Origin of the sequence: Pseudomonas bubulae, from assembly GCF_037023725.1 — a bacterium.
Classification (GTDB): Bacteria; Pseudomonadota; Gammaproteobacteria; order Pseudomonadales; family Pseudomonadaceae; genus Aquipseudomonas; species Aquipseudomonas bubulae.
On sequence record NZ_CP146077.1, the window covers coordinates 5,041,913 to 5,064,574 of the forward strand.

The 22,662-nt window shown below is 59.7% G+C and carries 19 protein-coding genes and 1 pseudogene; 12 read left to right on the top strand and 8 right to left on the bottom strand.

What is annotated here, in order from left to right; genetic code table 11:
- Positions 1 to 365 precede the first annotated feature (365 nt).
- Together V6L81_RS23215 and V6L81_RS23220 are read right to left on the bottom strand one after the other, a co-directional pair.
- Entirely contained in the window at positions 366 to 1,028 is a 663-nt protein-coding gene (locus V6L81_RS23215) for an inovirus Gp2 family protein (RefSeq protein WP_338660370.1), read from the bottom strand.
- Between the two features lie 458 nt (positions 1,029 to 1,486).
- Positions 1,487 to 1,708: an AlpA family transcriptional regulator gene (locus V6L81_RS23220; RefSeq protein ID WP_338660371.1), complete on the bottom strand. Its 222-nt coding sequence runs from the start codon at positions 1,706 to 1,708 to the stop codon at positions 1,487 to 1,489.
- An 802-nt stretch (positions 1,709 to 2,510) separates the two neighbouring features.
- On the opposite strand from V6L81_RS23220, the gene V6L81_RS23225 reads away from it, so the two are divergent.
- Both V6L81_RS23225 and V6L81_RS23230 read left to right on the top strand, forming a co-directional pair.
- Positions 2,511 to 3,362, top strand: coding sequence for a hypothetical protein (locus V6L81_RS23225; RefSeq protein ID WP_338660372.1), 852 nt, complete (start codon positions 2,511 to 2,513; stop codon positions 3,360 to 3,362).
- A 722-nt stretch (positions 3,363 to 4,084) separates the two neighbouring features.
- Positions 4,085 to 4,369, top strand: coding sequence for a DUF3077 domain-containing protein (locus V6L81_RS23230; protein WP_169917052.1), 285 nt, complete (start codon positions 4,085 to 4,087; stop codon positions 4,367 to 4,369).
- 146 nt (positions 4,370 to 4,515) lie between these two features.
- On the opposite strand, the pseudogene V6L81_RS23235 reads toward V6L81_RS23230, so the two are convergent.
- Positions 4,516 to 4,659, bottom strand: a pseudogene (locus V6L81_RS23235) (transcriptional regulator); the annotation flags it as partial.
- A 226-nt stretch (positions 4,660 to 4,885) separates the two neighbouring features.
- Between V6L81_RS23235 and V6L81_RS23240 the strand changes: the two are divergent.
- Positions 4,886 to 5,341: a nuclear transport factor 2 family protein gene (locus tag V6L81_RS23240; protein WP_133144005.1), complete on the top strand. Its 456-nt coding sequence runs from the start codon at positions 4,886 to 4,888 to the stop codon at positions 5,339 to 5,341.
- A 13-nt stretch (positions 5,342 to 5,354) separates the two neighbouring features.
- Here V6L81_RS23240 and V6L81_RS23245 read toward each other — a convergent pair whose 3' ends face one another.
- The gene (locus V6L81_RS23245) at positions 5,355 to 6,557 is read right to left on the bottom strand and encodes an NAD(P)/FAD-dependent oxidoreductase (protein WP_338660373.1); all 1,203 of its coding nucleotides are present in this window, start codon (positions 6,555 to 6,557) and stop codon (positions 5,355 to 5,357) included.
- 202 nt (positions 6,558 to 6,759) lie between these two features.
- On the opposite strand from V6L81_RS23245, the gene V6L81_RS23250 reads away from it, so the two are divergent.
- On the top strand, positions 6,760 to 7,323 hold the full coding sequence (locus tag V6L81_RS23250; RefSeq protein ID WP_095002523.1) for an Rrf2 family transcriptional regulator: 564 nt from the start codon (positions 6,760 to 6,762) through the stop codon (positions 7,321 to 7,323).
- On the opposite strand, the gene V6L81_RS23255 is transcribed toward V6L81_RS23250, so the two are convergent.
- On the bottom strand, positions 7,244 to 8,179 hold the full coding sequence (locus V6L81_RS23255) for an EamA family transporter (protein WP_095018747.1): 936 nt from the start codon (positions 8,177 to 8,179) through the stop codon (positions 7,244 to 7,246). The two genes, V6L81_RS23250 and V6L81_RS23255, sit on opposite strands and share 80 nt — an antisense overlap.
- A gap of 117 nt (positions 8,180 to 8,296) precedes the next feature.
- On the opposite strand from V6L81_RS23255, the gene V6L81_RS23260 reads away from it, so the two are divergent.
- Positions 8,297 to 9,079, top strand: a complete 783-nt coding sequence (locus tag V6L81_RS23260) for a helix-turn-helix domain-containing protein (protein WP_095027131.1) — start codon at positions 8,297 to 8,299, stop codon at positions 9,077 to 9,079.
- Between the two features lie 58 nt (positions 9,080 to 9,137).
- Here V6L81_RS23260 and V6L81_RS23265 read toward each other — a convergent pair whose 3' ends face one another.
- Entirely contained in the window at positions 9,138 to 12,047 is a 2,910-nt protein-coding gene (locus tag V6L81_RS23265) for an RHS repeat-associated core domain-containing protein (protein WP_338660374.1), read from the bottom strand.
- 177 nt (positions 12,048 to 12,224) lie between these two features.
- On the bottom strand, positions 12,225 to 13,247 hold the full coding sequence (locus V6L81_RS23270) for an aldo/keto reductase (protein ID WP_153328213.1): 1,023 nt from the start codon (positions 13,245 to 13,247) through the stop codon (positions 12,225 to 12,227).
- A gap of 281 nt (positions 13,248 to 13,528) precedes the next feature.
- On the opposite strand from V6L81_RS23270, the gene V6L81_RS23275 reads away from it, so the two are divergent.
- From V6L81_RS23275 to V6L81_RS23305, 7 genes are read left to right on the top strand one after another with little or no spacing between them, the layout of a single operon-like run.
- Positions 13,529 to 14,116: a helix-turn-helix domain-containing protein gene (locus V6L81_RS23275; protein WP_095024408.1), complete on the top strand. Its 588-nt coding sequence runs from the start codon at positions 13,529 to 13,531 to the stop codon at positions 14,114 to 14,116.
- 36 nt (positions 14,117 to 14,152) lie between these two features.
- Positions 14,153 to 15,292 (top strand): LLM class flavin-dependent oxidoreductase, encoded by a 1,140-nt coding sequence (locus tag V6L81_RS23280; protein WP_338660375.1) that lies wholly within the window; start codon positions 14,153 to 14,155, stop codon positions 15,290 to 15,292.
- A 20-nt stretch (positions 15,293 to 15,312) separates the two neighbouring features.
- Entirely contained in the window at positions 15,313 to 16,941 is a 1,629-nt protein-coding gene (locus V6L81_RS23285; protein ID WP_095002517.1) for an ABC transporter substrate-binding protein, read from the top strand.
- A complete protein-coding gene (locus V6L81_RS23290; RefSeq protein WP_138738811.1) occupies positions 16,934 to 17,920 on the top strand; it encodes an ABC transporter permease in 987 nt (328 codons plus the stop codon). The genes V6L81_RS23285 and V6L81_RS23290 overlap by 8 nt, the downstream gene beginning before the upstream one ends.
- Positions 17,921 to 17,934: 14 nt before the next feature.
- Entirely contained in the window at positions 17,935 to 18,813 is an 879-nt protein-coding gene (locus tag V6L81_RS23295) for an ABC transporter permease (RefSeq protein WP_095002515.1), read from the top strand.
- Positions 18,810 to 20,516: an ABC transporter ATP-binding protein gene (locus V6L81_RS23300; RefSeq protein WP_095025627.1), complete on the top strand. Its 1,707-nt coding sequence runs from the start codon at positions 18,810 to 18,812 to the stop codon at positions 20,514 to 20,516. The genes V6L81_RS23295 and V6L81_RS23300 overlap by 4 nt, the downstream gene beginning before the upstream one ends.
- Before the next feature lie 25 nt (positions 20,517 to 20,541).
- A complete protein-coding gene (locus V6L81_RS23305) occupies positions 20,542 to 21,768 on the top strand; it encodes an acyl-CoA dehydrogenase family protein (protein ID WP_130872486.1) in 1,227 nt (408 codons plus the stop codon).
- A 106-nt stretch (positions 21,769 to 21,874) separates the two neighbouring features.
- Here the strand turns inward: V6L81_RS23305 and V6L81_RS23310 are convergent, their stop codons facing one another.
- Positions 21,875 to 22,654, bottom strand: coding sequence for an ABC transporter substrate-binding protein (locus V6L81_RS23310; protein ID WP_257011992.1), 780 nt, complete (start codon positions 22,652 to 22,654; stop codon positions 21,875 to 21,877).
- Positions 22,655 to 22,662 lie beyond the last annotated feature (8 nt).

Consider the following 22,662-nt stretch of genomic DNA (forward strand, 5'->3'; position numbering starts at 1 on the left):
CGGATAACCGACGCAGACTCCATTCGCCACGAGGCAAGCAAGCTCTCATCTAGGCTGGACAAGAATCGGAGGATGAAGAGCACCAACCCGGCAACCGGCTGATCCGGCATAAAACGCCATGACCAGGGAAACCCCAGTCATGGCGTATTGAAACTGCTGGGAGCAAGCATGCAAAACCCACCCCAGAGGCCTGTGAATCACACAACTCCCTCTCGACAAAGCCGCGCCTTGAACACCCAAAACCGTCAAGCTGCGGTCTTAAGCGCAGCCAGCGCGCCCCCTAGAAGTAACGCCATGGCAAGTCAGTCAATCTGACTCGAGCCTAGTGAAAACTGAGCAGCTCTCCCCTGATCTGCTGCTGAGGTTCATCCTCTACTACAACCAAACACACGGCAGCGATTGCCGTACACCTTGGTCGCAACTTTGCAGAGGTAGCTCACTCGACGGAAGTACTGGGCCATCTCCGCCGGGTCATCCTGAGAGAGGTGGAATTCCGCGTTGGCGGGGACATGCACCAAGCCGTCAGCTTCAGCGACAGAAATTCCCAACGCACTGGCCCATGCCGACTGGATGCGGCGGTATAGGTTCTCTTGTGCTGAGTGAAAGCGTCCCACAGTGTGGTACGCATCCTTGTTGAGCAACAAGACAAAGTGGTAATGCGCTCGCCCCTCTCGCCCAATCTCCCTGACCCAGCACCAGCGCACCTGTGTCTGATGTGCAGAGCCATTTAGTCGCTTGGAGCGCTCACGTGCTGATTGGATTCTGACGGTTAAGGAATCGACAAATCTGGAGATGACAGTGTTGTCTGATTCGAGTCGTAGGTCGTCGTCTGGAAAACGTAGATCGAAACGTACCGCGAATACCCGACGGTGAGCGCTGAGCGCTAACTGAGTGGTTTCATGAAATCGTTCAAGGTATTCGGTAATGAAGGGGGTGTGGGACGTCATCACGGGTAGCCCTTGGAAGGTATTCTCGTGATGCAGGTGAAGATTGCTGTTACCGGGGTGACGCTTGGGCTGGTGTGTCATGGGAATGATCCGCTGAGTAGGTACATCAACTCAGTGGGCTATGTATATTTATACGATTCGATCTCCATGTGTAGCAGAACTCGGTTCAGTGACTGACGCTAGGAGCTGGATCCTGTCACTGCCTGAGCTCCCCCCTCAAAAAGGGGTGAGGGTGATGGAGATGGTTGCCTTGAATGGACGTATGGGTAGGGTCCATTTGGTTGATGAAGGCTATGAGTACAACAGGCTATGTCATTGATAGTAGCAATGCCAAATGCATGGATATATAAATAATACTAATACCGAAACCTACCACCCCACTCCTGCAAGGGAGTGGAGCAGCAAACTGCCAGAGAGCGCGGCAAGAATGTGGCAGCTTCAGTGATTCAAATGCTCTGGAAATAAACCAAAGATTCGAGTCATCTGGTCAGCCTGAACGCCAACCGGATGACTTGACGAACGCTCAGCCAACCGGCTGATTACGCAGCCTTTAGCGGAGACACCGCAGTGAGAGACTCGTGTGCATCACGAGCCTCGATCCTGGCCATGACCCACCCCATAACCTCGCTTTCAACCCATCCAACAGCCCTGTCACCCAATGATACTGGCTTCGGAAAGCTCCCCTCGCCGATGTACTTGTAGATAGTGGACCGGCCCAGGCCGGTGCAGTCGATAACCTCTTTCAGACGGATGATCCTCATGAACTGTCTCCTCATATTCGTTCAGAGGATTCGCAAGGTCTGTAAATAAATACTCACCACGCCTACTGCTTAACTCTGACCGCCCAGGCTTCGCAGAAAACCCCATCAGAACGGCATAGCCTGAGCCGCTCAGTTGAAGAGTTATTAGCCTAAAATTCGACCGACGCCACTCAGCTCAGAATCAACTGCGTCAAGCGGAGACGCAAGCCTAGGGAGCTTTGCCAATATCTTGGGCAAGATATTGGCGACAAATCAATTCGACCTGCACAGAGCGCTAATCACCTCTGCACGCGCCCGACTTCGGCCACCACCTTTGCCACACGCCAAAGACTCGAAGCAGTCTCGGTCAGTCGTTCGAAAAAACCACGCACACTGTGCGCCCCACGCTTCGACGAATTTACGAGCGCAGCCTATTAGTAGCATGCGCTGACAACCTCGCCGCCACTCGATATCAGCACCCACGAGCCCGATTCTTACTAATAGGCTTAACGCCATATGCACCAACGTATCCAGGAACGCGATAAAAACGTTACTGACGCCCCGCCTCAAAACCCATATCGATTTACACAGTGAAAGCATTAAGTACGGCAAAAAACCAACCATATATGGCTACAGAGCCCAGCTTTACTGGCTATCATGAGAAATATTAATCTAGAATACCAATAGAATATTCATAGAATAATAATTGATCCACCATAGGAACTAAATAGAACGCACGTAGAATTCATATATAATTCAATTAGAATAAAACCTATTAAATAGAATATTTCTTTTAACTTATACGCTTCGATAGAGCACTGCTATGATAGAGACTTTTGTTGTTGACGATAGTGGGGTTGACGAGCTGAGCCAGCTGCTCACGGGGCCACGACGAACCACTCGTCATGACATCTGGTTATGGCTCTACCTGGACGATTACGAAAATGCCGGCTTCGATCCCGCCACGTGCAACGGCATTACTATGAGAGACACCATCGCCGGTTTTCTGAAGAAAAATACCGACAACCTTGCGACGATAAACTCGAAGAAAGATCGGTTTCTGATTCCAGATATCTACCTCAAGTGGATTGAGGAGGATGAACGCCAATATCAATGGCTACTTGGCAGAATCAAAAACATCACTGAGTCGAGACTGCCTCGGGGGCTGGTACACCTCACCGGCAGGAATCATCTCATCGCCATGCTCGATCTCTGGAATGTCGAAATTGGAAAGAAAGCAGGCAAAATCGAACGACTTCGCGATCACTGGCTTAGCCATAAGGCTAAGGACCGTGAGTTCGAGTGGTTCGAAGACAAAAAAGATGGCAACAAACGCTGCAAGTGCGCATGGGAATGGCTGGAGAAGAACCCTCCATCCATATTTAAGAGACCACCTCCTATCAGCAACTACAAAGAGCTGCTCATGTACTTCGATGAAGCGGAGCACGGGCCTCATGAGCAGAAAGCTATCATCCAAGGCATCAAGAAGCGATGGAGCCGCAAGCAGTTCGACGAACGCGCAGCAGATAAGAAGCAGGTTAACGTCATGCTATCGAAAACCGTGATCGACCTACTCGATACGCTGGCGAAAAAGCACAAGCTGAAACGAGCTCAAGTCTTGGAGCTTCTGATAACTACGGAGTCGAGGATGGCGTGCACCTCACAGGCAGGCTGAAAGGTAGCTAGGGAAACTACCTTAGCTGATGGAACCAGCCAGACACCCGCCTTTCCTCTGCACCGCCAGCCCAAAGCCTTGGTATTCCAAATGGTATTCCAAGCCAATTCAATAACCAATATACTATTTTAAAATCAATAAGTTAGACAAACAGTTCAAATTACCCCGGCCCACCTAATAGCTGTCCAGACCTGTCCCAGACAGTCTGAGCAACACCTCAAGAAGCCCGCCCCGTGCGGGCGTTCTTGTTTCTGGCTATCCGCCACTGCCTGCCCATTCTTGTACCACGCCCGAAACCACCAGAAACACTCCGCACGGTTGCGCTTTTCAAAGGGTGGCGTTACCTTTTTACTGTCGCTGCAAATTCAGCGACTGGGTTTAGCGGCCCGGTGAACAATAGGCGCACAGGCGCCACCATAACGATTGCAGGCGCTTTTTTTGTGTCCGCATATCTGTATTATGGCGGCTGTGCGTGGGAGGCCTTCGGGCCTGCCGGGTTCCTATTGTCCCGGTCCGCTAACCTGCGCACAGCTGCCACCCTCTTTCGTTTAGCGGCGATTCGTGGCAGCTCCTCAACAATAGGAGTTACGCCAAATGAATCACACCCGCAATCCGTCCAAAATTCGCGCCGCGGCTTATCGAGCCATGGCCCTCGTCGCATTACACGCCGACTCCAGCCTTGTCACCCGCCACAACTCCCTCGTGACCAAAAGAGGCGACCTATGACCTCTCCAGCCATGATCCAGACCGTCGGCGGCGCCACCTTCGCCAAATGCAACGTAGGCGACCAGCGTCTATTTACCGTCAATGCCGGTATTTCAGGCGAAGAAGCACTGCAGCACGCCTCTCTCATTATGAACTGCATCAACACGCTCACGTTTCTCGGTGCAATGGATGATGGCAACGAAGCAATGAGGTGGGCTTCACACTATCTCAGCGAAATGGCCAAAGCACTTGTCGATGATGTCACCCTGGGGCTTCAACAGGTTCAGGACGGTGGTCTATGACCTCAAAAAGCCTCTGTTCACGGTGATCAAACGGCCAATACACCTTTCGAACTTCGAGTTAAGGGCTATCGCGTGCACTTAAAAATAGGCGGACACCATCGACCTTAATTTGTGAGTTCGGAAGGTGTGCTGGTCGTTCCCTTCGATGCGCTCTGGGACACGCCAGCTTTAACCCTGGCCTCGGCCGCAGCCAATAGCTTCACTTCGGTAGTGGGTACCACCTTGCCAGCTTTCATTTGACGTACCGAAGCCAACAAGTCTTTTTGAAAATTCTCCATTTCATGATCCATTACTGACCTTCTCTTTCAATTGATTCAGGAAAACGGTCGGCAGGTTGTCGAATTAGCCCCGTCCACCCTGCCTGAACGTTCAGTGCTCTTTGTAGTGCTCTGATAAACCCACCCCACCTACCCCACCCCCCACACAAATAGTCCAACTGAACGATGAGCCCCTCCCCCAGTCAGGCCGAGCATCAGCTCAGCGCCAAACCAACCGGCAGACTGAAAAGGGGACAAGATGGACATCAAACAATTGCTGCTTGAGCGCGAGCTCAATGCAGTCCTTTCTCGCTATGCACGGGCTTGTGATCAGCGCGACTGGGCTGCCATGGATGATGTGTTCCTCCAGGAAGCGACTGCCGACTATGGCGGTTTGCATCAGCTTCAAGGTCGCGGGCCGATTGTGGCCATGATCCGCGTGCACCTTGAGGGCTGCGGGCCTTCCCAGCACTTGCTCGGCAATCTGTTGGTCGAGTCCAGCGATTCAACTATCGTGAGCCGCATCTATGTCCGCGCAGCCCATCGCGGCGCCGGCAATATGCAAGGCTTGACCTATGAATCGCTGGCCGAATATCAGGATCGCTGGGTTTCAACATCAGACGGCTGGCGTATTGCACATCGGCGCATGGATATCAGTCATGAGCTGGGGTGCCGCGATATCCTGCGCCCGGCCACTGAAAGCGCGCAGGGTTAAGCACCCTGATATTTCAGGCAATCGGTATCAATGGGTCCGCTGCCGCCCAGGCTACATCGCGGTCGGCAGCCGGCGGGTAGATCCACACCGTATTGATCTGTGTCTTCAACGATTTGCCTTCCTGGCGGGTCAACTTGACCTGGCGATCCCAGCCTTCGGTGTAGACCGCTCCCCAGCCACCCAGGTCCAGGCAGGTAACGTACTTGGGCTGGCTGTAGGCAACCGGGGCTACGCCCAGTATCTGCGCAGCAACGTTATTGCCCGCGTGGCGCCCCAGGACGATGGCGTGCTGGCAGGTCATCAGCGCATGGTTGCCCAGGTCATCCGTGGCGGCATAAGCCACGTCGCCGGTGGCGAAGATGTCTTGCTGGCCTATGACTTGAAGGTGCGCGTCCACATGCAGACGCCCAAGCCCATCACGCTCCCCCGGGATTTGCGCCGTCAGCGAGCTGGCCCGTACACCGGTGGTCCAGATCACTGTTTTCGATTCGATTCGTTGACCATCACCCAGGGTTACGCCTTGCTCGTCGACGGCTACCACAGACGATTTCAAGCGCCAGGTCACCCCCAGCTCATCGCTGGCTTCGGCGATCGATTGGCTGATTTCGGCGCCCAGTGAAGCCCCGACTTTTTCACCCCGATCCACGATGATCACTTCCATGTCTGCATGCTCGCCCAGTATGGCGCGCAGACGGGCCGGCATTTCGGTTGCCGTTTCAATGCCGGTGAAGCCTCCGCCCGCCACAACCACCGTGTTGCGACCACGGCTTGGTGGTAGTTCTGCCAGGGATTTGAGGTGGTTTTCCAGGCGTATGGCTTGCTCGATCTGGTCCACGTCGAAGGCGTATTGCGCCACACCTTGGGTGTCAGGCAGCGCAAGGCCGCTGCCAGTAGCCAGGACCAGTTTGTCGTAGGGACGAATTTGTCTGGCGCCTGCGGCATCGGTGTAAACCACATGTTTTTGCTGCACGTCGATGGTCTCTGCCGCACCCTTGATAAAGGTGACACCTACCGCGTCGAGCAGTTCGCCAATGGGCGCGACCAGCCGGTGCGCTTCAGGCTCGTAAAAACGCGGGCGTATGCGCAGCTCGGCCTGGGGGGCCAGCACGGTCACTTCGACTTGGTTGTGGCCGTGAATATCCAACAGCCGCGTTGCACTCAAAGCGGTCCAGATGCCACCGAAGCCTGCGCCAATAATCAGAATCTGCTGTTTCATTTTTTATCCCCTGATGAGAAGCCCGAGCAAAGCAACCCCGAATGACGATCACCACCGAACCTCAATAACGGCGACTATATTAGTCGTAGTTACAGAGAGCAATCTTTATTTGGGGTCCATGCCACTGCTGTCACGCCCAAGGAGCGTTGCTCGCCTGACTGATCACTGCTAAAATATGCGACTAATTCAGTCGGAGATTTTGATGTCTCTTTACAGCGCGGGCGTTGAGTACGGCATTCACTGCCTGCTCTTTTTGGTAGGCGATGGCGGCGAAAGCCGTGAGGCGAGCGTGCGTGATCTTGCAGAGTTGCAAGGCGTACCTCAGGACTATCTGGCGAAGATCTTCACCAAGCTGGCCAAGGCCAAACTGGTCGTGGCCACCGAAGGCGTGCGCGGCGGATTCAAACTGGCCAGGCCTGCTGACGAAATCAGCATTCTCGATATCGTCAACGCTATCGACGGCCAAAAGCTTATTTTCGATTGCCGGGAAATTCGTGGCCGCTGCGCACTCTTCGAAGGCTCGCCGCCTGCCTGGGCGCTGGACGGCCACTGTTCGGTTCACGCGGCGATGATGACGGCACAAAAGCGCATGGAAGAGGCTCTGGCCCAACAAACCATTCTTGATCTTGCCCGAAAGGTCGGCCGTAAATCACCCGCCGAGTTCCCGGCACAGGTCGGCAAATGGATCAACGATCGTCGAGAGAAGAAAAGCGCCGCGCAGACTTCTGACGACCAGGCCATCCCGGTAACTGAAATCTCGGACTAAGCCCCGGCCCTTTTACAAACCCCACTGCCAGCGCCGCCAATATCAGCACAATCGCAAGCCCTTCATTGAACCCAATCTTGTGCCCCAGCATCAGCATCGAACCTGCGATCCCGAAAACCGGAATCAGCAGGGACAGCGGCGCCACCCTGGATACCGGGTACTCGCGCAGCAACAGATTCCAGCCCCAGTAACAGAAATGCGTCGCCGCGTAGACCTGAAACAACAGGGAAAACAACGCCACCCACTCAAAGTGGGTGACTAAAGAGGTAAAAGGCGCAGATCCGTGGGCAAGCCAGGTAAGAGCCAACAGCGGCAGCGGCGCAAACACACTGGCCCACACCACAAAGGCGAACATCTCCCGCACTTTCGACTGTTTGATAATGACGTTGCCGATACTCCAGCTCAGAGCACTGATCAGCAACAGGCCATAACCCAGGGTCGTGCCCCGGCCGGGGCTGGCCACAATGATGCTGATCAACCCCAACAGTGCCAGCCCCATCCCCAGTATCTGGCCGAAGCCCAGACGCTCGCGAAACAGCAATACCCCCCAGCCCAAGGTGAAAAAAGCACTGAACTGGATCAGCAGCGCAGCGGTTCCTGGGGGCACGCCCCATTCAATACCCAGATTGATCAGGGCCCACATGGCCACTCCAAAAATCAAGCCATAAGCAGCCAGCCACTTGATGGCAATCGGCGGCCGTTTGACGAAAAATACCCACGGCAACGCCGCAAGGGTAAAACGCAGCGCCGTTAGCAACAGCGGATCAATAGCTGCCAGGCCCAGTTTGGTGATGGGGAAGTTCAGCCCCCAAACGGCCGTCACCAGCACGGCCAGGATCAGATGTTTCTTTTGCATAGGGGGGGCTTCCAGTGGCAAGGAGGGCGGCGTCATGCGCCAACCAAAATGCCACTATGCACACTTGCCGCATCGGCCCGCTTGCACTATCAGGTCAAAGATCATTAAATTCGGGCCATGGGCGAATTTGAATCCGACACCTGCGAAAATATCCCCCGCGACGCTGTGGTCACGGCCATTGACTATGCCGACGGGCAGCGCTTTGCCCTGCACAGGCATAACCGCGGGCAGTTTGCCTATGCCGCCTGCGGTGTCATCACGGTGTTTACCGACCAGGGCAACTGGGTGGTACCGCCGCAACGGGCCATCTGGGTACCGGCAGGGGTACCCCACGAAATGAGCATGAACGGCCCGGTCACGATGCTGAACACCTATATCCGCGAGCCCGCGTCTGTGCGTCTTGGCCTGCCGGCGCATTGTCAGGTTTTCGGCATATCGCCGCTGCTGCACCAGTTATTGATCCAGGCCACGGATATTCCGGCGCTCTATGACGAAACCCGCAGAGAGGGGCTGCTGATGAATTTGCTGCTCCACGAAATAGCCGAGATGCCACCCCTTTCGCTCAATGCGCCGCTACCGGGTGAGCCCAGGCTGGCGCGGGCCTGCCGCACACTGCTGGAGCAGCCGTCGCTGGATATCGGGATTGATGATATGGCCCGGCAGGTTGGCATGAGCCGCCGTACCTTTACCCGCCTGTTTCGCCAGCAAACCGGCATCAGTTTTGTCGAATGGCGCCAGCAAGCCTGCCTGTTGGCAGCGGTGGTGCGCCTTGGCCATGGCGAGGCCGTTACGCAAGTGGCGACCGATCTGGGCTATAGCAGCCCGAGCGCTTTCACCAGCGTTTTTCGCCGGGTGCTGGGCGAGGTGCCAAGCCGGTACTGTCTGAAGGAACCGAGTTGAACCAACTGGCCAGCCCCGCTGCCGACAAACACAGCACCCGCTCAAAAGGGTATGTGCCTCAGTGCGGATTTCGTATCCCCACAACGCGGTAGGCAGCGCTCCCCGTGCGCTCGAACATCAGGCGCCAGGCGCCTCGCCTGCGGCTGTTGTTATAGCCAATAAGGTCAGCGGACATTAATCGATCGCTATGGGGGTGCCAGTTAATCGACCGCAAACGCCCCTCGCGCAAATGGCTTAAGGTCAGGGCAATACTGATACCCGCAGAGCCCGCTGGCAAAGGTGTCACCGCTGAATCATCGATCGTCAGGGCGGCAGGCGAACGGGGGGGCGGGAGCGCAGCGGCGACCGGCCTCGCGCTTTGCAGGGGCTGTTTTTTTGCGGCCGCGCTTTTACCGGGCAATCGGGTCATGGCCGTTGCCTCGGGTGTCCCCGTGGCGCTCGACGGGCCTGCGGCCTGTGGTTCCCGGTGGGCACGAAGCAACAGACTGCGAACGCCAAGATGCCTCAGCTCACGGGTGGGTGGCCGCCCTGATGCCACTACAGCGCGCAAACGCTCCCGATACTCGACGCCCACGACATATCCGTATAGGTCACCACGCACGGTGGGGTAAACCGCCAACGCCACACCTGTGCTCTGCAGAACCTGACTGTGCTGGCTGTAAAAAAAGTTGACCAGCTTGACTGTTTCTTCAGGGCTCAGCGCCATGTCCCGGGCAAACTCCAGGGCTTTTTCCGTGACGCTTTGCGCCAGCTCATATTCCTGCGCATCCCTGAGGCCTGGTGCTGGCTGTTGCGCCTCGGCCAAATCCAGATACCGGTTCAAGGCAAAGAGTGCCGAGCCTGCCACTGCCCCCAGTCCTGCAACGGCTTGAGCAGCATTAAACAGCCAGCCCAAGGCATAGCCAAGGGCGGTAAAAATGACGATCAGGCTCAGACCGGCAACGACCCGATAGCGTTGGGGTAGATCTTCTTCCCGCCCATCAGGATCTATCCGATTTATCGGGTTATTACCGACCATGGCATAAACATTCAAGCCGTCGATGGTCCCTGCCGGGTCTGCACTGACCCAACGCTGGAGCCAGGCCGCGTAATAACGCAAACCGTAGTAGTAAAGCCCGGACGCATCGCGTTCCTTGCCCGAGTAACGCAGGGTCTTGAATGTGGCTTCAAGCGCGCTTTTCGCCGCCCACCATGCCGTCGCCCCGAACGGGTAAAAACCCTCCTGGCTAAGCAGTGCCGCGCGCTCATCAAGCTCCAGTACGCCGCTGCCCAGGTGATCGCAAAGGCTGAAGCGCACATGCTCATTCTCGACCCCATCGGGCAACCCCTGCTCCCAGGCAAGTAAACGCACCCCGGTGCGGCCTGCTTGCAGCGTCAAGGCACTTGAGCGCTCTCCCGTGGCCCGGTTGAGGCGCAGCTCCAGCCCCGGCAAATAACGCACTTCATCCACATGGGTGAGGTTTGCGGCCCGGGTCGTTCTACGCTTGAAAACCCGCTGCCCCTGACCGTCGTAGACGTAGGCTTCTTCATCATTCTCACCGTTGGTGCGCTGCACGCTGGTGACACGGCACAGTTGATTGCGCACATTCCACTCCAGGGCCTGACCACGCACCAACACCCGTTGATTGCCACAGGCATCAAACGCCTCGCCTGAAGCCAGCAGAGAACCGGGCTCAATCATCTGGCTGCGGTTACTGGTTTGTGACACGGACATACGCCGGGTGTAGCCCTGGCCGGCAGAAGGTACATGCTGCATCTGTACCAGGTTGGCGCCGGCATCGTACTGATAGTGCCGCGTGTAGTTGCGCCACTGCTGCGTGTCCGTCGTGTCGAAGAGCACCGCCGCAGGGGTACTGGCGCCACCGGGGTGGCGCGCATTTTCTCGTCCGCTGGCTTTGACCAGTTGGTAGAGGGTGTCGTAGGTAAAAGTGCTCGAAGCCTGGATCATCGCGTTGCTGGCCCAGGTGGTCGGTTGAGCGCCATCCACCACATGGGTCACATTGCCCACCCGGTCGTAGGTGTAGGTCAGATCCTGCAAGATGCCACCCTGTGCCCCCCCGCGACTGGCCTGCAACCGTCGCAAACTGCCATCATCGTCAGCGTAAGTAGCCCGGGTGACAACACCGTTGCCTGCCCGCTCGCTGGTCACTTGTCCGGCGGCGTTGTAGACCAGCTCATCCACCAACAGTTTTGACTTGCCACCTGCCGTAAGCAGGCCAACACGTACCTGTTCCCCTGCAACGTTATATTCCAGGCGCTGCCGGTTGCCCCTGGCATCACGCAGCCCGAGCAGTTCACCCAGCGCATTGCGATGCCAGGCCGTCAGGTAATGCCGAGCCTCCAATTGTCGATCGCGCCACGCTTGCGGCTCAGGCCAGTCGAGCGCTTCAGGGGCCTGGCAGAAACGCCGCGACTGGCTGTTTGCCTCGCCGGTCAAATCGTAATGTTCGTTGATGACGCTGCCAGCCGGGTCATCATGGCGGACCACACGGCCGCATCGGTTCCGCGCCCTGTCCGCTGAATCGGCCGCCCCGTAGGTAAAACGCTCAAGACATCGGGCGTGGGGCTCATCACTGCGCTGTTCATGAACGGCCACAAGCCTGGACTGGGCATCGTAGTCAAAACACTGCTGATGCCCGCGCCCGTTCCAGGTTTTGCGCATCTGCTGCGCGACGCCAAACAGGGTGATGTGCCATCCGCTATCGACACTGTCAGTGCGCAACGCCAGCCCTGAAAGGCTGGAAATCTGGCGTTGATTGGCCGCGACTGTGACCCCATGACGACGCAACGCCCCCAATCGCGGGTCCCACTGCCCGAGTACAAAACCGGTGGCGCCAAAGACAGTTTCGTGAATCCGCGCCCGGGGGCTCTGCTGTGCACTCAGACGGTGGTATTGCACCCTGCGTACACTCAAGCCCCTGGGGTCAACCGCCGTCAGTGACGGCGTGTGGTGATGCACATGGGTCATGGCGCCTGGCCTGTTTAACGAAATGGAGCAAAAAGGCTATGGCTCAAGTCGAGGGCAAAGGTGGTAAATAATTAGTTTTATTTAAAATCCGCAGCCCCAAGGGTCTGGGCTGAGGGCGGCTTTATCGCGCTCACAAAAAAACGCCCGAAGGCGTTTTTATATCTGACAGCCGGGGTTTCACACCCGCGACTTGCGTCCGAAAAACGGATGGCTCGGGTCGTTGTAGCCCGGTGTCGTCGAGTGCCCGGTGACCACCAGATCATTGATAAAGGCTTCGTCCTGCGCGGTGAACCTGTAGTTCAACGCTGGCACATAGTCTTCCCATTGCTGCTCAGTTCGCGGCCCGGCAATGGCCGAGGTGATCAGCTGGTTATTCAGCACCCAGGCCAAAGCGAACTGGCCTGCGGTAATGCCTTGCCCTTCGGCATAGTCACGAATGCGCTGGGCCAGGTTGAGGGACTCGGGGCGCCATTCGGTTTGCTGCAGGCGCGGGTCGTTGCGCCCGGCGCGGGTGTCCTGGCCAGGGGCCTGATCGGGGTCGTATTTTCCGGTTAGCACGCCACGCGCCAACGGGCTGTAGGAAATCACGCCAATGCCGTAATGCTCCGCCGCCGGCAGGTGCTCGACTTCGATCTGACGGTTGGCCAGGTTGTACAGCGGCTGGCTCACGCTCGGACGCTGGATGCCCAGCAGGTCGGCGCTGCGGCTGAATTCGGCAAGTTTCCAGCCGCGGTGGTTGGACAAACCGTAGCCACGGATCTTGCCCGCCCGGATCACGTCATCCAGCGCGCGCAGGGTTTCGTCCACCGGGGTGTCGTGGTCTTCGCGGTGCAGGTAGAACAGGTCGATATAGTCGGTGTTGAGGCGCTTGAGGCTGGCGTCCACCGAGGCAATCACGTTCTGGCGCGAGGCTCCGCTGTTGTTCGGCCCGCTGCCGCCCGGGTTGGGATTGACGAATTTGGTGGCCAGTACCCAGTGCTGACGACGATCACCGATCAAACGGCCCACCACGGCTTCCGAGGCACCATCGTTGTAGCCGTTGGCGGTGTCGATGGAGTTGATGCCCTGCTCGAAAGCGCGGTCGGTGATGCGCCGGGCGACGTCGTCCGGGGTCTGCCCGCCGAACATCATGGTGCCCAGGGTAATGGGCGAAACCTTCACGCCGTTGCGGCCCAGGTTGCGGTATTGAATGTCGCTCATGCTGACTCCCTGCGTGGTGATCGTGAAATCAAGTGGCGCAAACAGTAGTCAGCCGAGTTCTGGCGGTCAACGCCCAACGGGGCATAACCATAGAGCGGTTTTGTCAGGGTAGCTCTTATTCAAAACGGGTCTTTAAACGTCGGAATTAATTATTTATGGATCTAAAAAACCCTCGGTAATCTCATGACTTTTCGGACCGCATGAAAAGGAATCATCATGAGCCGTCGCCCCCATGGCCCTGACAATTCACCTGCATTCACCTCACTTGCAGGTTCACGCCCATGAATATCCCTACCGGTTTTCTCGACAGCAGCGGCAGCGTTCCCTTCAGCTTGCCCGAGCGTGATCCACAGGGCGACGATCCTGTCGCCAAACGTATCAGCCACAACCTGCAGCGCTTGCGCGACAAGCGCCAGTTGTCCCTGGAAGCACTGGCCCATGCCAGTGGTGTGCGCCGCGCGATGATTGCGCAGATCGAAGCGGGCCGCAGCTTCCCCTCGGTCAAGGTGCTGAGCAAAGTCGCCGCCGCACTGAAAGTGTCCATCGCCGAGTTCCTCGACCCCGACGGCGCCGGCATGGTTATACGCCGCGCCCTGCCCCCTGAGCACGCCGCCCCCCTGGTGACGTTCAACGAGTTGCGCCTGAGGCCCCAGGCCGAGGAAAGAGTGCCCGGCAACCCCCATGGCGTGCAAAACCACCTGTTGGTGGCCGAGGGCACTCTGGAGCTGAAAATCAATGACGAACTGGTTGTGCTGCACGCTGGCGACTCGATCCTGTATCGCGCCGAACGACCCCACCGGTACCGCAACCCGCACAACAGCGAAGCCGTCGCCTACCTGCTGACCAGCCCTGCGCAAGTGCAGGAATAGCCCGCGTTTTCCTATCCACTGCCTGGAGCCTTCGCCTTGTCACGTCAGCCCTCCCCTCTGGATTTTCCTCAAAGCCCGCTGTCCCGTGCCTTTGAACAACCGTTGTTTCTGGGCCTGTTCCTGCCGGTGCAGTCCGGTGGCTGGAGCCCTTCGGCACTGCCACGCAGTACCACCTGGACCTTTGACTACAACCGCCAGTTGACCCTGCGCGCCGAAGAGTTGGGATTTGACCTGGTGTTTGCCCTCGCTGAATGGTTGGGCAAGGGCGGCTACGGGGGCGATATCCGCTACCACGACGAATCACTGGATGCCTTTATCACTCAGGCAGCGCTGGCGTCGGTAACCTCGCGCATCCTGCTGATCTCTACCCTGCATGTGCTCTATGGCCCCTGGCATCCACTGCACCTGGCCAAGTTCGGCGCCACCCTTGACCATATCAGCAAGGGCCGCTGGGGCCTGAACCTGGTGACCGGGCATCGTCATCGCGAACACCGGCGCTTCGGTCAGGCCCCCATCGAGCACGATCAGCGCTACCGCCAGGCCGACGAATTTATCCGCGTGGTGCAGGAACTGTGGCACAGCCCGGACAACGTCGATTTCAGCGGCGATCATTACAAGCTCGAAGAGGCCTATGTCAGCGTCAAACCGTCCTTTGGCCGTCCGGTGCTGGTCAACGCCACCGGCTCACCCGCCGGTATCGACTTCGCGGCACGGCATTCCGACATTGTGTTCACCACCAGCCCCGGCAGTGCCGAGATCGAAAACGCGCTGGAGAAACTGCCCGAGCATTTGCAGCGCACCAAACACGCCGCCCGTGGCTATGGCCGTCAGGTGCGCACCCTGATCAACCCGCTGGTGATTTGCCGCGACAGCGATGCCGAAGCCTGGGAAGTCCACGCCGCGATCACGGCCGCAGGTGACCCCGGTGCACTGGAGGGCCATGCCCGTGAAGCCAGTGATGCCCATGCCTGGCGCGGCCATCAACCGGCCGAGCGTTATGTGGGCGGCAATATCCAGCTGGTCGGCAGCCCCGAGACCGTGGTGCGCGACATCATCCGCCTCAAAGAGGCCGGTATCGACGGCTTGCAACTGAGCTTCTTCGACTTTGCCCCCGACCTTGAACAGTTTGGCGAGCGCGTGTTGCCCCTTTTGCGCCAGGCCGGCCTGCGCCGCTAACCCACCCCAGGAAGACCGCCATGCCCTTTACCCGTCGTCAATTTGTTGTTGGCCTGTCTGCCCTGTCCGCGCTCGGCGCCAGCGTGCCGTTCCTGCCCACTGCCCTGGCCGATGCCACGGGGCAGGCCGTCAGCGGACGCCGGGTGTTCAACTTGCTGATCAATCCCGAGCCGCCTTCGCTGAGCTCTTTCAACACCACCGCTGGTACCAGCGTCACCGCCAGCAGCAAGGTGCTGGAGGGGCTGCTGACTTACGATGAAGCCCTCAATGCCCGCCCTGCACTGGCCACCGCCTGGGAGGCCGCACCCGATGGCTTGAGCTACCGCTTCACCCTGCGCGAAGGGGTCAAATGGCATGACGGCGAGCCGTTCACCTCGGCCGACGTGGCGTTCTCCCTGGACCTGATCAAGCGTTTTCACCCCCGGGGTTCCAGTACCTTTGCCAACCTGGAGCGGGTCGACACCCCCGACGACCACACTGCCATCGTTCATTTGAGCAAGCCGGCGCCGTACTTGATTCGCGGTTTTGCCGGCGGTGAAACGCCGATCCTGCCCAAGCACCTGTATGCCTCGGGCGACCCGCTGAGCAATCTGCACAACAACGCCCCGGTGGGCACCGGCCCCTTCCGTTTCAAGCGCTGGGAGCGCGGCAGTTTTATCGAGTACGAACGCAACCCGAACTACTGGGACCCGGCGGCAACGGTGGTCGATACGCTGATTCTCAAAGTCATCCCCGACGGTGCCGCGCGCCTGGCCGCGTTTGAAAACGGCACGCTGGATGCAGGCGGGCAAAGCCCGGTGCCGCTAAGCGAGCTGGAGCGCCTGACCAAATCCGGCCGATTAAAAGCCACCACCCGCGGCTATCGCTACACCATTACCCCGACCATGCTCGAGTTCAACCTCGATAACCCGCTGTTGTCTCGCCTCGAGGTGCGCCAGGCAATTGCCCATGCCCTGGACCGCGAAGTGATCCGCAAGGTGGTGTACTACGGCTACGCCGAAGCCAGCTATTCACCGATCCCGAAAAGCTTCGCCAACTACGTCTACGAGGGCCCCAACCCGTATCCCTTCGACACCGAGGCAGCCAATGCATTGCTGGACAAGGCCGGGCTGGTAAAAAAAGGTCCCTGGCGTTTCAGCCTGACCCTCGACCCGCTGCCCTACGGCGACAGCTACAGCCGCACTGCCACCTATGTGCGCAGTGCCCTGGCACGCATTGGCATCGAAGTGAAACTGCGCGCCCAGGATTTTCCCACCTATATCAAACGTATCTACACCGACCGCGACTTTGACTTTGCCGTGGTCGGCATGGGCACCCTGTATGACCCCACGGTGGGTGTGCAACGCCTGTTCTGGTCGAAGAATTTTCGCCAGGGCGTGCCGTTTTCCAATGGCACCCACTACAACAATCCCGAAGTCGACCGCCTGCTGGAAAGCGCCGCAGTAGAGACCGACGAACAAAAACGCGGCGAGCTGTTCAAGGCGTTCCAGAAGATCGTGATTGAAGAAGTGCCTTCGATCACCCTGGTCATGCAGCAACAGGTCTCGGTGTACAACGCCCGGGTCAGCGGTTTCGAAGATGACGCCAACGGCCTGGACAGCAGCCTGGCCAATATCAGCCTGGCTGACACCGGAGGCGCCCATGCTTGAACGGCGCAGAATGTGGCGCCTGTCACGGCGCACCTTGTGGCAGGCCATCCCCACCGTAGTCGGCATCCTGTTGCTGAATTTTTTGCTGCTGCGGCTGATCCCCGGTGACGCCGTGGATGTGCTGGCCGGTGAGTCCGGCGGCGCCAGTGCCGAAACCCTGCTGCAGTGGCGCAGCCATTTTGGCCTGGACTTGAGCCTGCTGGAGCAATTGCAACGCTACCTCGGCCAACTGGCCCATCTGGACCTCGGCCTGTCGCCACGCTTCAACCTGCCAGTCAGCCACCTGGTACTCGATCGCCTGCCCAATACCCTGGTGCTGATGGTCGGCGCATTGGGGCTGGCGCTGGCCATCGGCATCGCCGCCGGTACGGCAATGGCCACCTGGGTCGGTCGCTGGCCTGACCGCGTGTTGTCACTGGCGGTGTTGCTGCTGTATTCCACGCCGGGGTTCTGGATCGGCTTGATGGCGGTGCTGCTATTTTCGGTCAAGCTCGGCTGGTTGCCCAGCAACGGTTTTCAGACCCTGGGCCTCGATCTGCGCGGCACGGCCTGGCTGCTCGACCGCCTGCAGCACGCCGTGCTGCCAGTGCTGGCGCTGGCCACGTTCTATATCGCCCTGTATGCCCGCCTGACCCGTGCCGCGATGCTCGAAGTGCAACGTCAGGACTACGTGCGCACCGCACGGGCCAAGGGCCTGGCGCCATGGCGAGTGGTGTCACGGCATGTGCTGCGCAATGCCCTGCTGCCGGTTTCGACCCTGGCCGGGCTGCATTTCGCCGCCCTGCTCGGCGGCGCCGCCGTCACCGAAACCCTGTTCGGCTGGCCCGGCCTGGGCCGTCTCACCCTCGAGGCGGTGATGTCCCGTGACTACAACCTGCTGCTGGGCATCCTGCTGCTGTCATCGATGCTGGTGGTGGTGATCAATATCGCCGTCGACCTGCTGCAAGCCTGGCTCGACCCGCGCATCCAGGCCGACTGAAAAGGAGCTGCCCCATGACCACTGCCGTACTGCCAAACGCTCCGACCGGCTACAGCGAAAGCGTCTGGACGGCCCTGTTGCGCAATCCCTCGGCGCTGATTGGCGCGACCATGCTGGCACTGGTGCTGACCCTGGCACTGCTGGCGGGCACGCTCTACCCCGGTGATCCGCTGGATATGGTCGCCATGCCGATGCTGTGGCCCGGCGACGATCCGGGCTACTTTCTGGGCAGCGACTCACTGGGCCGCGACGTAGCTGCCGGGATCGCCCACGGGGCCCGCGGGTCTTTACTGATTGCCGCCAGCGCCACCCTGATCAGCGTACTGATCGGCGGGCTGGTCGGGGCTCTGGCCGGCTACCACGGCGGCAAGCTGGGGGATGTGCTGATGCGCCTCTGCGAAGTGTTCCAGACCGTGCCGTCTTTTTTGCTGGTGATCGTGATCGTGGCCATCGGCAACCCGACGCTGGGGGTTATCGCGCTGGCGATCGGTATCTCCTCATGGCCCACGGTGGCACGCCTGGTACGCGCCGAGTTCCGTACCCTGCGTGAAGCCGACTTTGTCACTGCCGCGCGCAGCCTGGGCTTCGGCAACAGCGCGATTATCCTGCGCGAAATCCTGCCCAACGCCCTCGCGCCGCTGGTGGTCACCACCTCGATCCTGATCGCCCAGGCGATTCTGGTGGAAGCCGGGCTCGCCTTTCTGGGGATGAGCGACCCGAATCAGGCCAGTTGGGGCGCCATGCTCGGCAGTGGCCGCGAGCAGATCGCCAGCGGCTGGTACCTCACCGCCCTGCCGGGGCTGGCAATCATCTTCGTGGTGCTGGCCCTCAACCTTCTGGGCGACGGTCTCAATGACGCCCTCAACCCTCGCCTGCGACGGTATATCCCATGAGCCTGCTGGACGTACGCGGTTTGCGCGTGAGCTACGACAACGCCGATGCCGTCAAAGACCTGAGTTTCACCCTGCAAGCCGGCGAGACACTGGCGCTGGTGGGTGAGTCCGGCTGCGGTAAATCCACCACGGCTCTGGCCCTGATGGGCCTGCTGCCGGACAACGCCCGGCTGGGCGGTCAGGTCTTGTTCGAAGGCCGCGACCTGCTGGTCATGCCCCCCCGCCAACGGCGCCAATTGCAGGGCAGCGCACAGGGCATGATCTTTCAGGACCCGCTGTCGAGCCTCAACCCCGTACTCACCCTGGGTGAGCAAGTCAGCGAAATCCTGCTGACCCACACTGACCTGACCCGGCGCCAGGCCTGGCAGCGGGCCGAAGAACTGTTCGCCCTGGTGCAATTGCCGCGCCCGGCAGCGCATTTGCGTGAGTACCCACAGCACTTGTCGGGCGGCCAGCGCCAGCGGGTGGTGATCGCCATGGCGATTGCCTGCCAGCCCCGACTGTTGATCGCCGACGAGCCGACCACGGCGCTGGATGTCAGCGTGCAGGCGCAGATCCTTGAGTTGCTGGCTCGTTTGCGGGGCGAGCTGGGCATGGGTCTGCTGCTGATTACCCATGATCTGGGCGTGGTCGGCCAGCACGCCGACCGGGTCATCGTGATGCACGATGGCCACGCCCTGGAAAGCCGGTCGACCCGCGACCTGATCGAGCACCCGCAACACCCCTACAGTCGCGGCCTGCTGCAGGCGTCGCTGGGGGCTGAACATAAGCAGCATTACTTGAGTAACCGTCTGGCTGAAATCAATGTCGAGCGCCAGCCGGAGCAGGCCACCCGCTATGGCGTCAAGTCCACCCTCTACGCGCCGGGCCGCCAGCCTCGGGCACCCACGGGCAACCCGGCGCTGCTCAAGGTCAGCGACCTGACCACCGGCTATGGCAACAGCACCGTACTTGACCGCATCAGCCTTGAAGTGGGCGAGCGCGAGAGCGTGGGCCTGGTGGGCGAGTCGGGTTGCGGCAAGTCGACCCTCAGTCGCACCCTGCTGCGTTTACTGCCCGCACGCAGTGGCACAATCGAATTCGACGGACGCGATATCGCCAGCCTCAAGGACGAGTCGCTGCTGGGCTGGCGCCGTCAGGTGCAAATGATTTTTCAGGATCCCTACGCGGCGCTTAACCCGCGCCACAGCGTGGAGAGCATTCTCGATCGTGTGCAGCGCCTGCACGGGCAGACCGACCCGGGCCAACGCCAGCAGGCCCGCTTCGCAATGCTCGATGCCGTGGGGTTGGCGCGCAGCAGCCTGGCGCGCTTGCCCCATCAGTTTTCCGGTGGCCAGCGCCAACGCATCGGCATTGCCCGGGCGTTGATCCTCAAGCCGCGGCTGGTGATCTGCGACGAACCGGTGTCGGCGCTGGATGTTTCGACCCAGGCGCAGATCCTCAACCTGCTGGTGGAGCTGCGCGAAGAGCTGGGCCTGTCCTATCTGTTTATCTCCCACGACCTGTCGGTAGTGCGCTATTTCGCCGACCGGATTCTGGTGATGGAGCAAGGGCAAATCGTCGAACAGGCCACCCCGCAAACCCTCTGGCATTCACCCCGGCACCCCTACACCCGTCGCCTGCTGGCGGCGATCCCCGGCGCCGCTGCGCCGGAACCGGCCCCTCAACCTGTATCCGGCCTGCGCTTTGCCGTCGGCTGGTAATCCGTTCAACGCCAAGGAGCACGACATGTCGCAAATTGACTCTGCCTGGGGCGCCGTCCCGTCGGCGCGATACGAAGCATTGGCGGCCCGTTATCGGCCGGTCTTTGCGCAGATTCGTCAAGGAGCCGTAGATCGCGAACTGGAACGGCGCTTGCCGCTCCAGGAGTTGCAATGGCTCAAGGAGGCAGGCTTCACCACCCTGCGTGTGCCCAAGGAATATGGCGGTGCCGGCGCCAGCCTGCCGGAACTGTTCAACCTGCTGATCGAACTCGCCGAGGCCGATTCAAACCTGGTGCAATCATTGCGCGGGCACTTCGGTTTTTGTGAAAACCTGCTTAACAGCCGCGACCCTGAGTATCAGGGCGTGTGGCTGGAGCGCCTGGGTCGTGGCGAAACCGTCAGCCCGGCGTCCGGCGAAGTGGGCAATGCCAAACAGCTTGAATTCGGCACCCGCCTGAGCCTGCACGGCGGCCACTGGCAATTGAGTGGCAGCAAGTTCTACACCACCGGTGCGCTGTATGCCGACTGGGTCGATGTCAGCGCCAACAACCCGGATGAACAGCGCGTATCGGTGACGGTGCGCACCAATGATCCGGGGGTGGAAATCATCGACGACTGGAATGGCTTTGGCCAGACACTGACCGCCAGTGGTACTGCGCATTTTCGCGAAGTGCCGGTGGACCCGCTCAATGTGATCCTGGCTGAAAACCGTTTTCGCTATTCACCGGCTTTTTTCCAGTCTGTGCACACGGCAACCCTGACCGGGATTGGCCGCGCGCTGGCCGACGAAACTGCCGGGCATGTGGCCAGGCGCACCCGCAGCTTCAGCAGCGGCAATGCACCGCGCGTGGCCCACGACCCGCAAGTGCTGCAAGTGGTGGGCAACCTGCGCAGCGCGGCCTATGCCGCCGGCGCTATTGCAGCGCAGAACTTCCAGGCGCTGGAGCGAGTCCATCAGGCCCATTTGAGCGATGATGAACACGCCCTGAGCCACGCCGTGAATATTGCCGAACTGGAAGTGGCGCAGTCGCAAACCATAGTCTCGGACTTGATCATCAAGGCCAGTGGCGATCTGTTTGATGCACTGAGTGCATCGGCCACCCTCAAGCCCTTGGGACTGGACCGTTTCTGGCGCAATGCGCGCACGCTGTCGTCGCATAACCCGCGTATTTACAAGAGTCGCATCGTGGGGGATTTTGCGGTGAACGGCACACCGCCACCGGCGCAATGGCGCATTGGTGTGGCGGAGTAAACCCTGTGGGAGCGGGCTTGCTCGCGATGGCATCGACGCGGTTTGCCTGACAGACCTCACCGTTTGCATCGCGAGCAAGCCCGCTCCCACCGTGGCGTGGTATCGCTCAGTGACACACCAGCCCGTCGCCGATCTTCAGGCTGTCCACCAGCAACGCATTGCTGCGCAGCTCCCATGCACGGTTCTGGCCGCCACGGGCCTGCCAGTCGCGCAGTGCCGCATTGATCAACGCGCGGCTTTGCCTGTCGACTACGGGCAGGTAAACCCGCAGGTCGCTGCTTGCTTTCAAGGTTTGCGGTAGCAGCGCATAGAAGCGCCAGTCCGGTGCCTGTGCCAGCGCCTGCAAGCTGTTGCGTTCTTCAGCCAGCAGGTTGCACTCGCCCGCCATAAACGCCACCGCGGCACGGATCGACGACACATAAGTGCGCAGCTCGGCGCCCTGTTGCTGCAGGGTTTGCGCCCACGGGCTACCCATCGCCAGGCATACGCTTTGCCCGCGCACAGGACGGGCGGGAGCATTGCGCAAGCCAATCAACGCCCCCGCACGGTACTGCACCGGTAAATCCCGCAAGCTCGCCACCCGGTCAGCTTCGACCGGCAGTTTCAGACTGCCGGCAATGACCAGGTCGACGTGGCCGTCACTCAACGGGCCACTCTGCGGCAATGCCTGCAACTGCACCTTCAGTCCAAGGTAAGCCCCCAGGGCCTCGGCCAACTGACTGTCCAGTTCATCCGGCTCAGCCACCAGCGCCTCTTGCCCCAGGCTCGGCCGTGGGTAACTGCGTACGCCCACACGCAAGACCTGGCGCTGTTCGGCTGCCTGCAACAGCGGCCCACGAGGCATCTCACCCGGTGCCAATGGCCATTGCCAGGCGACCAGCGACACAGCGCCAA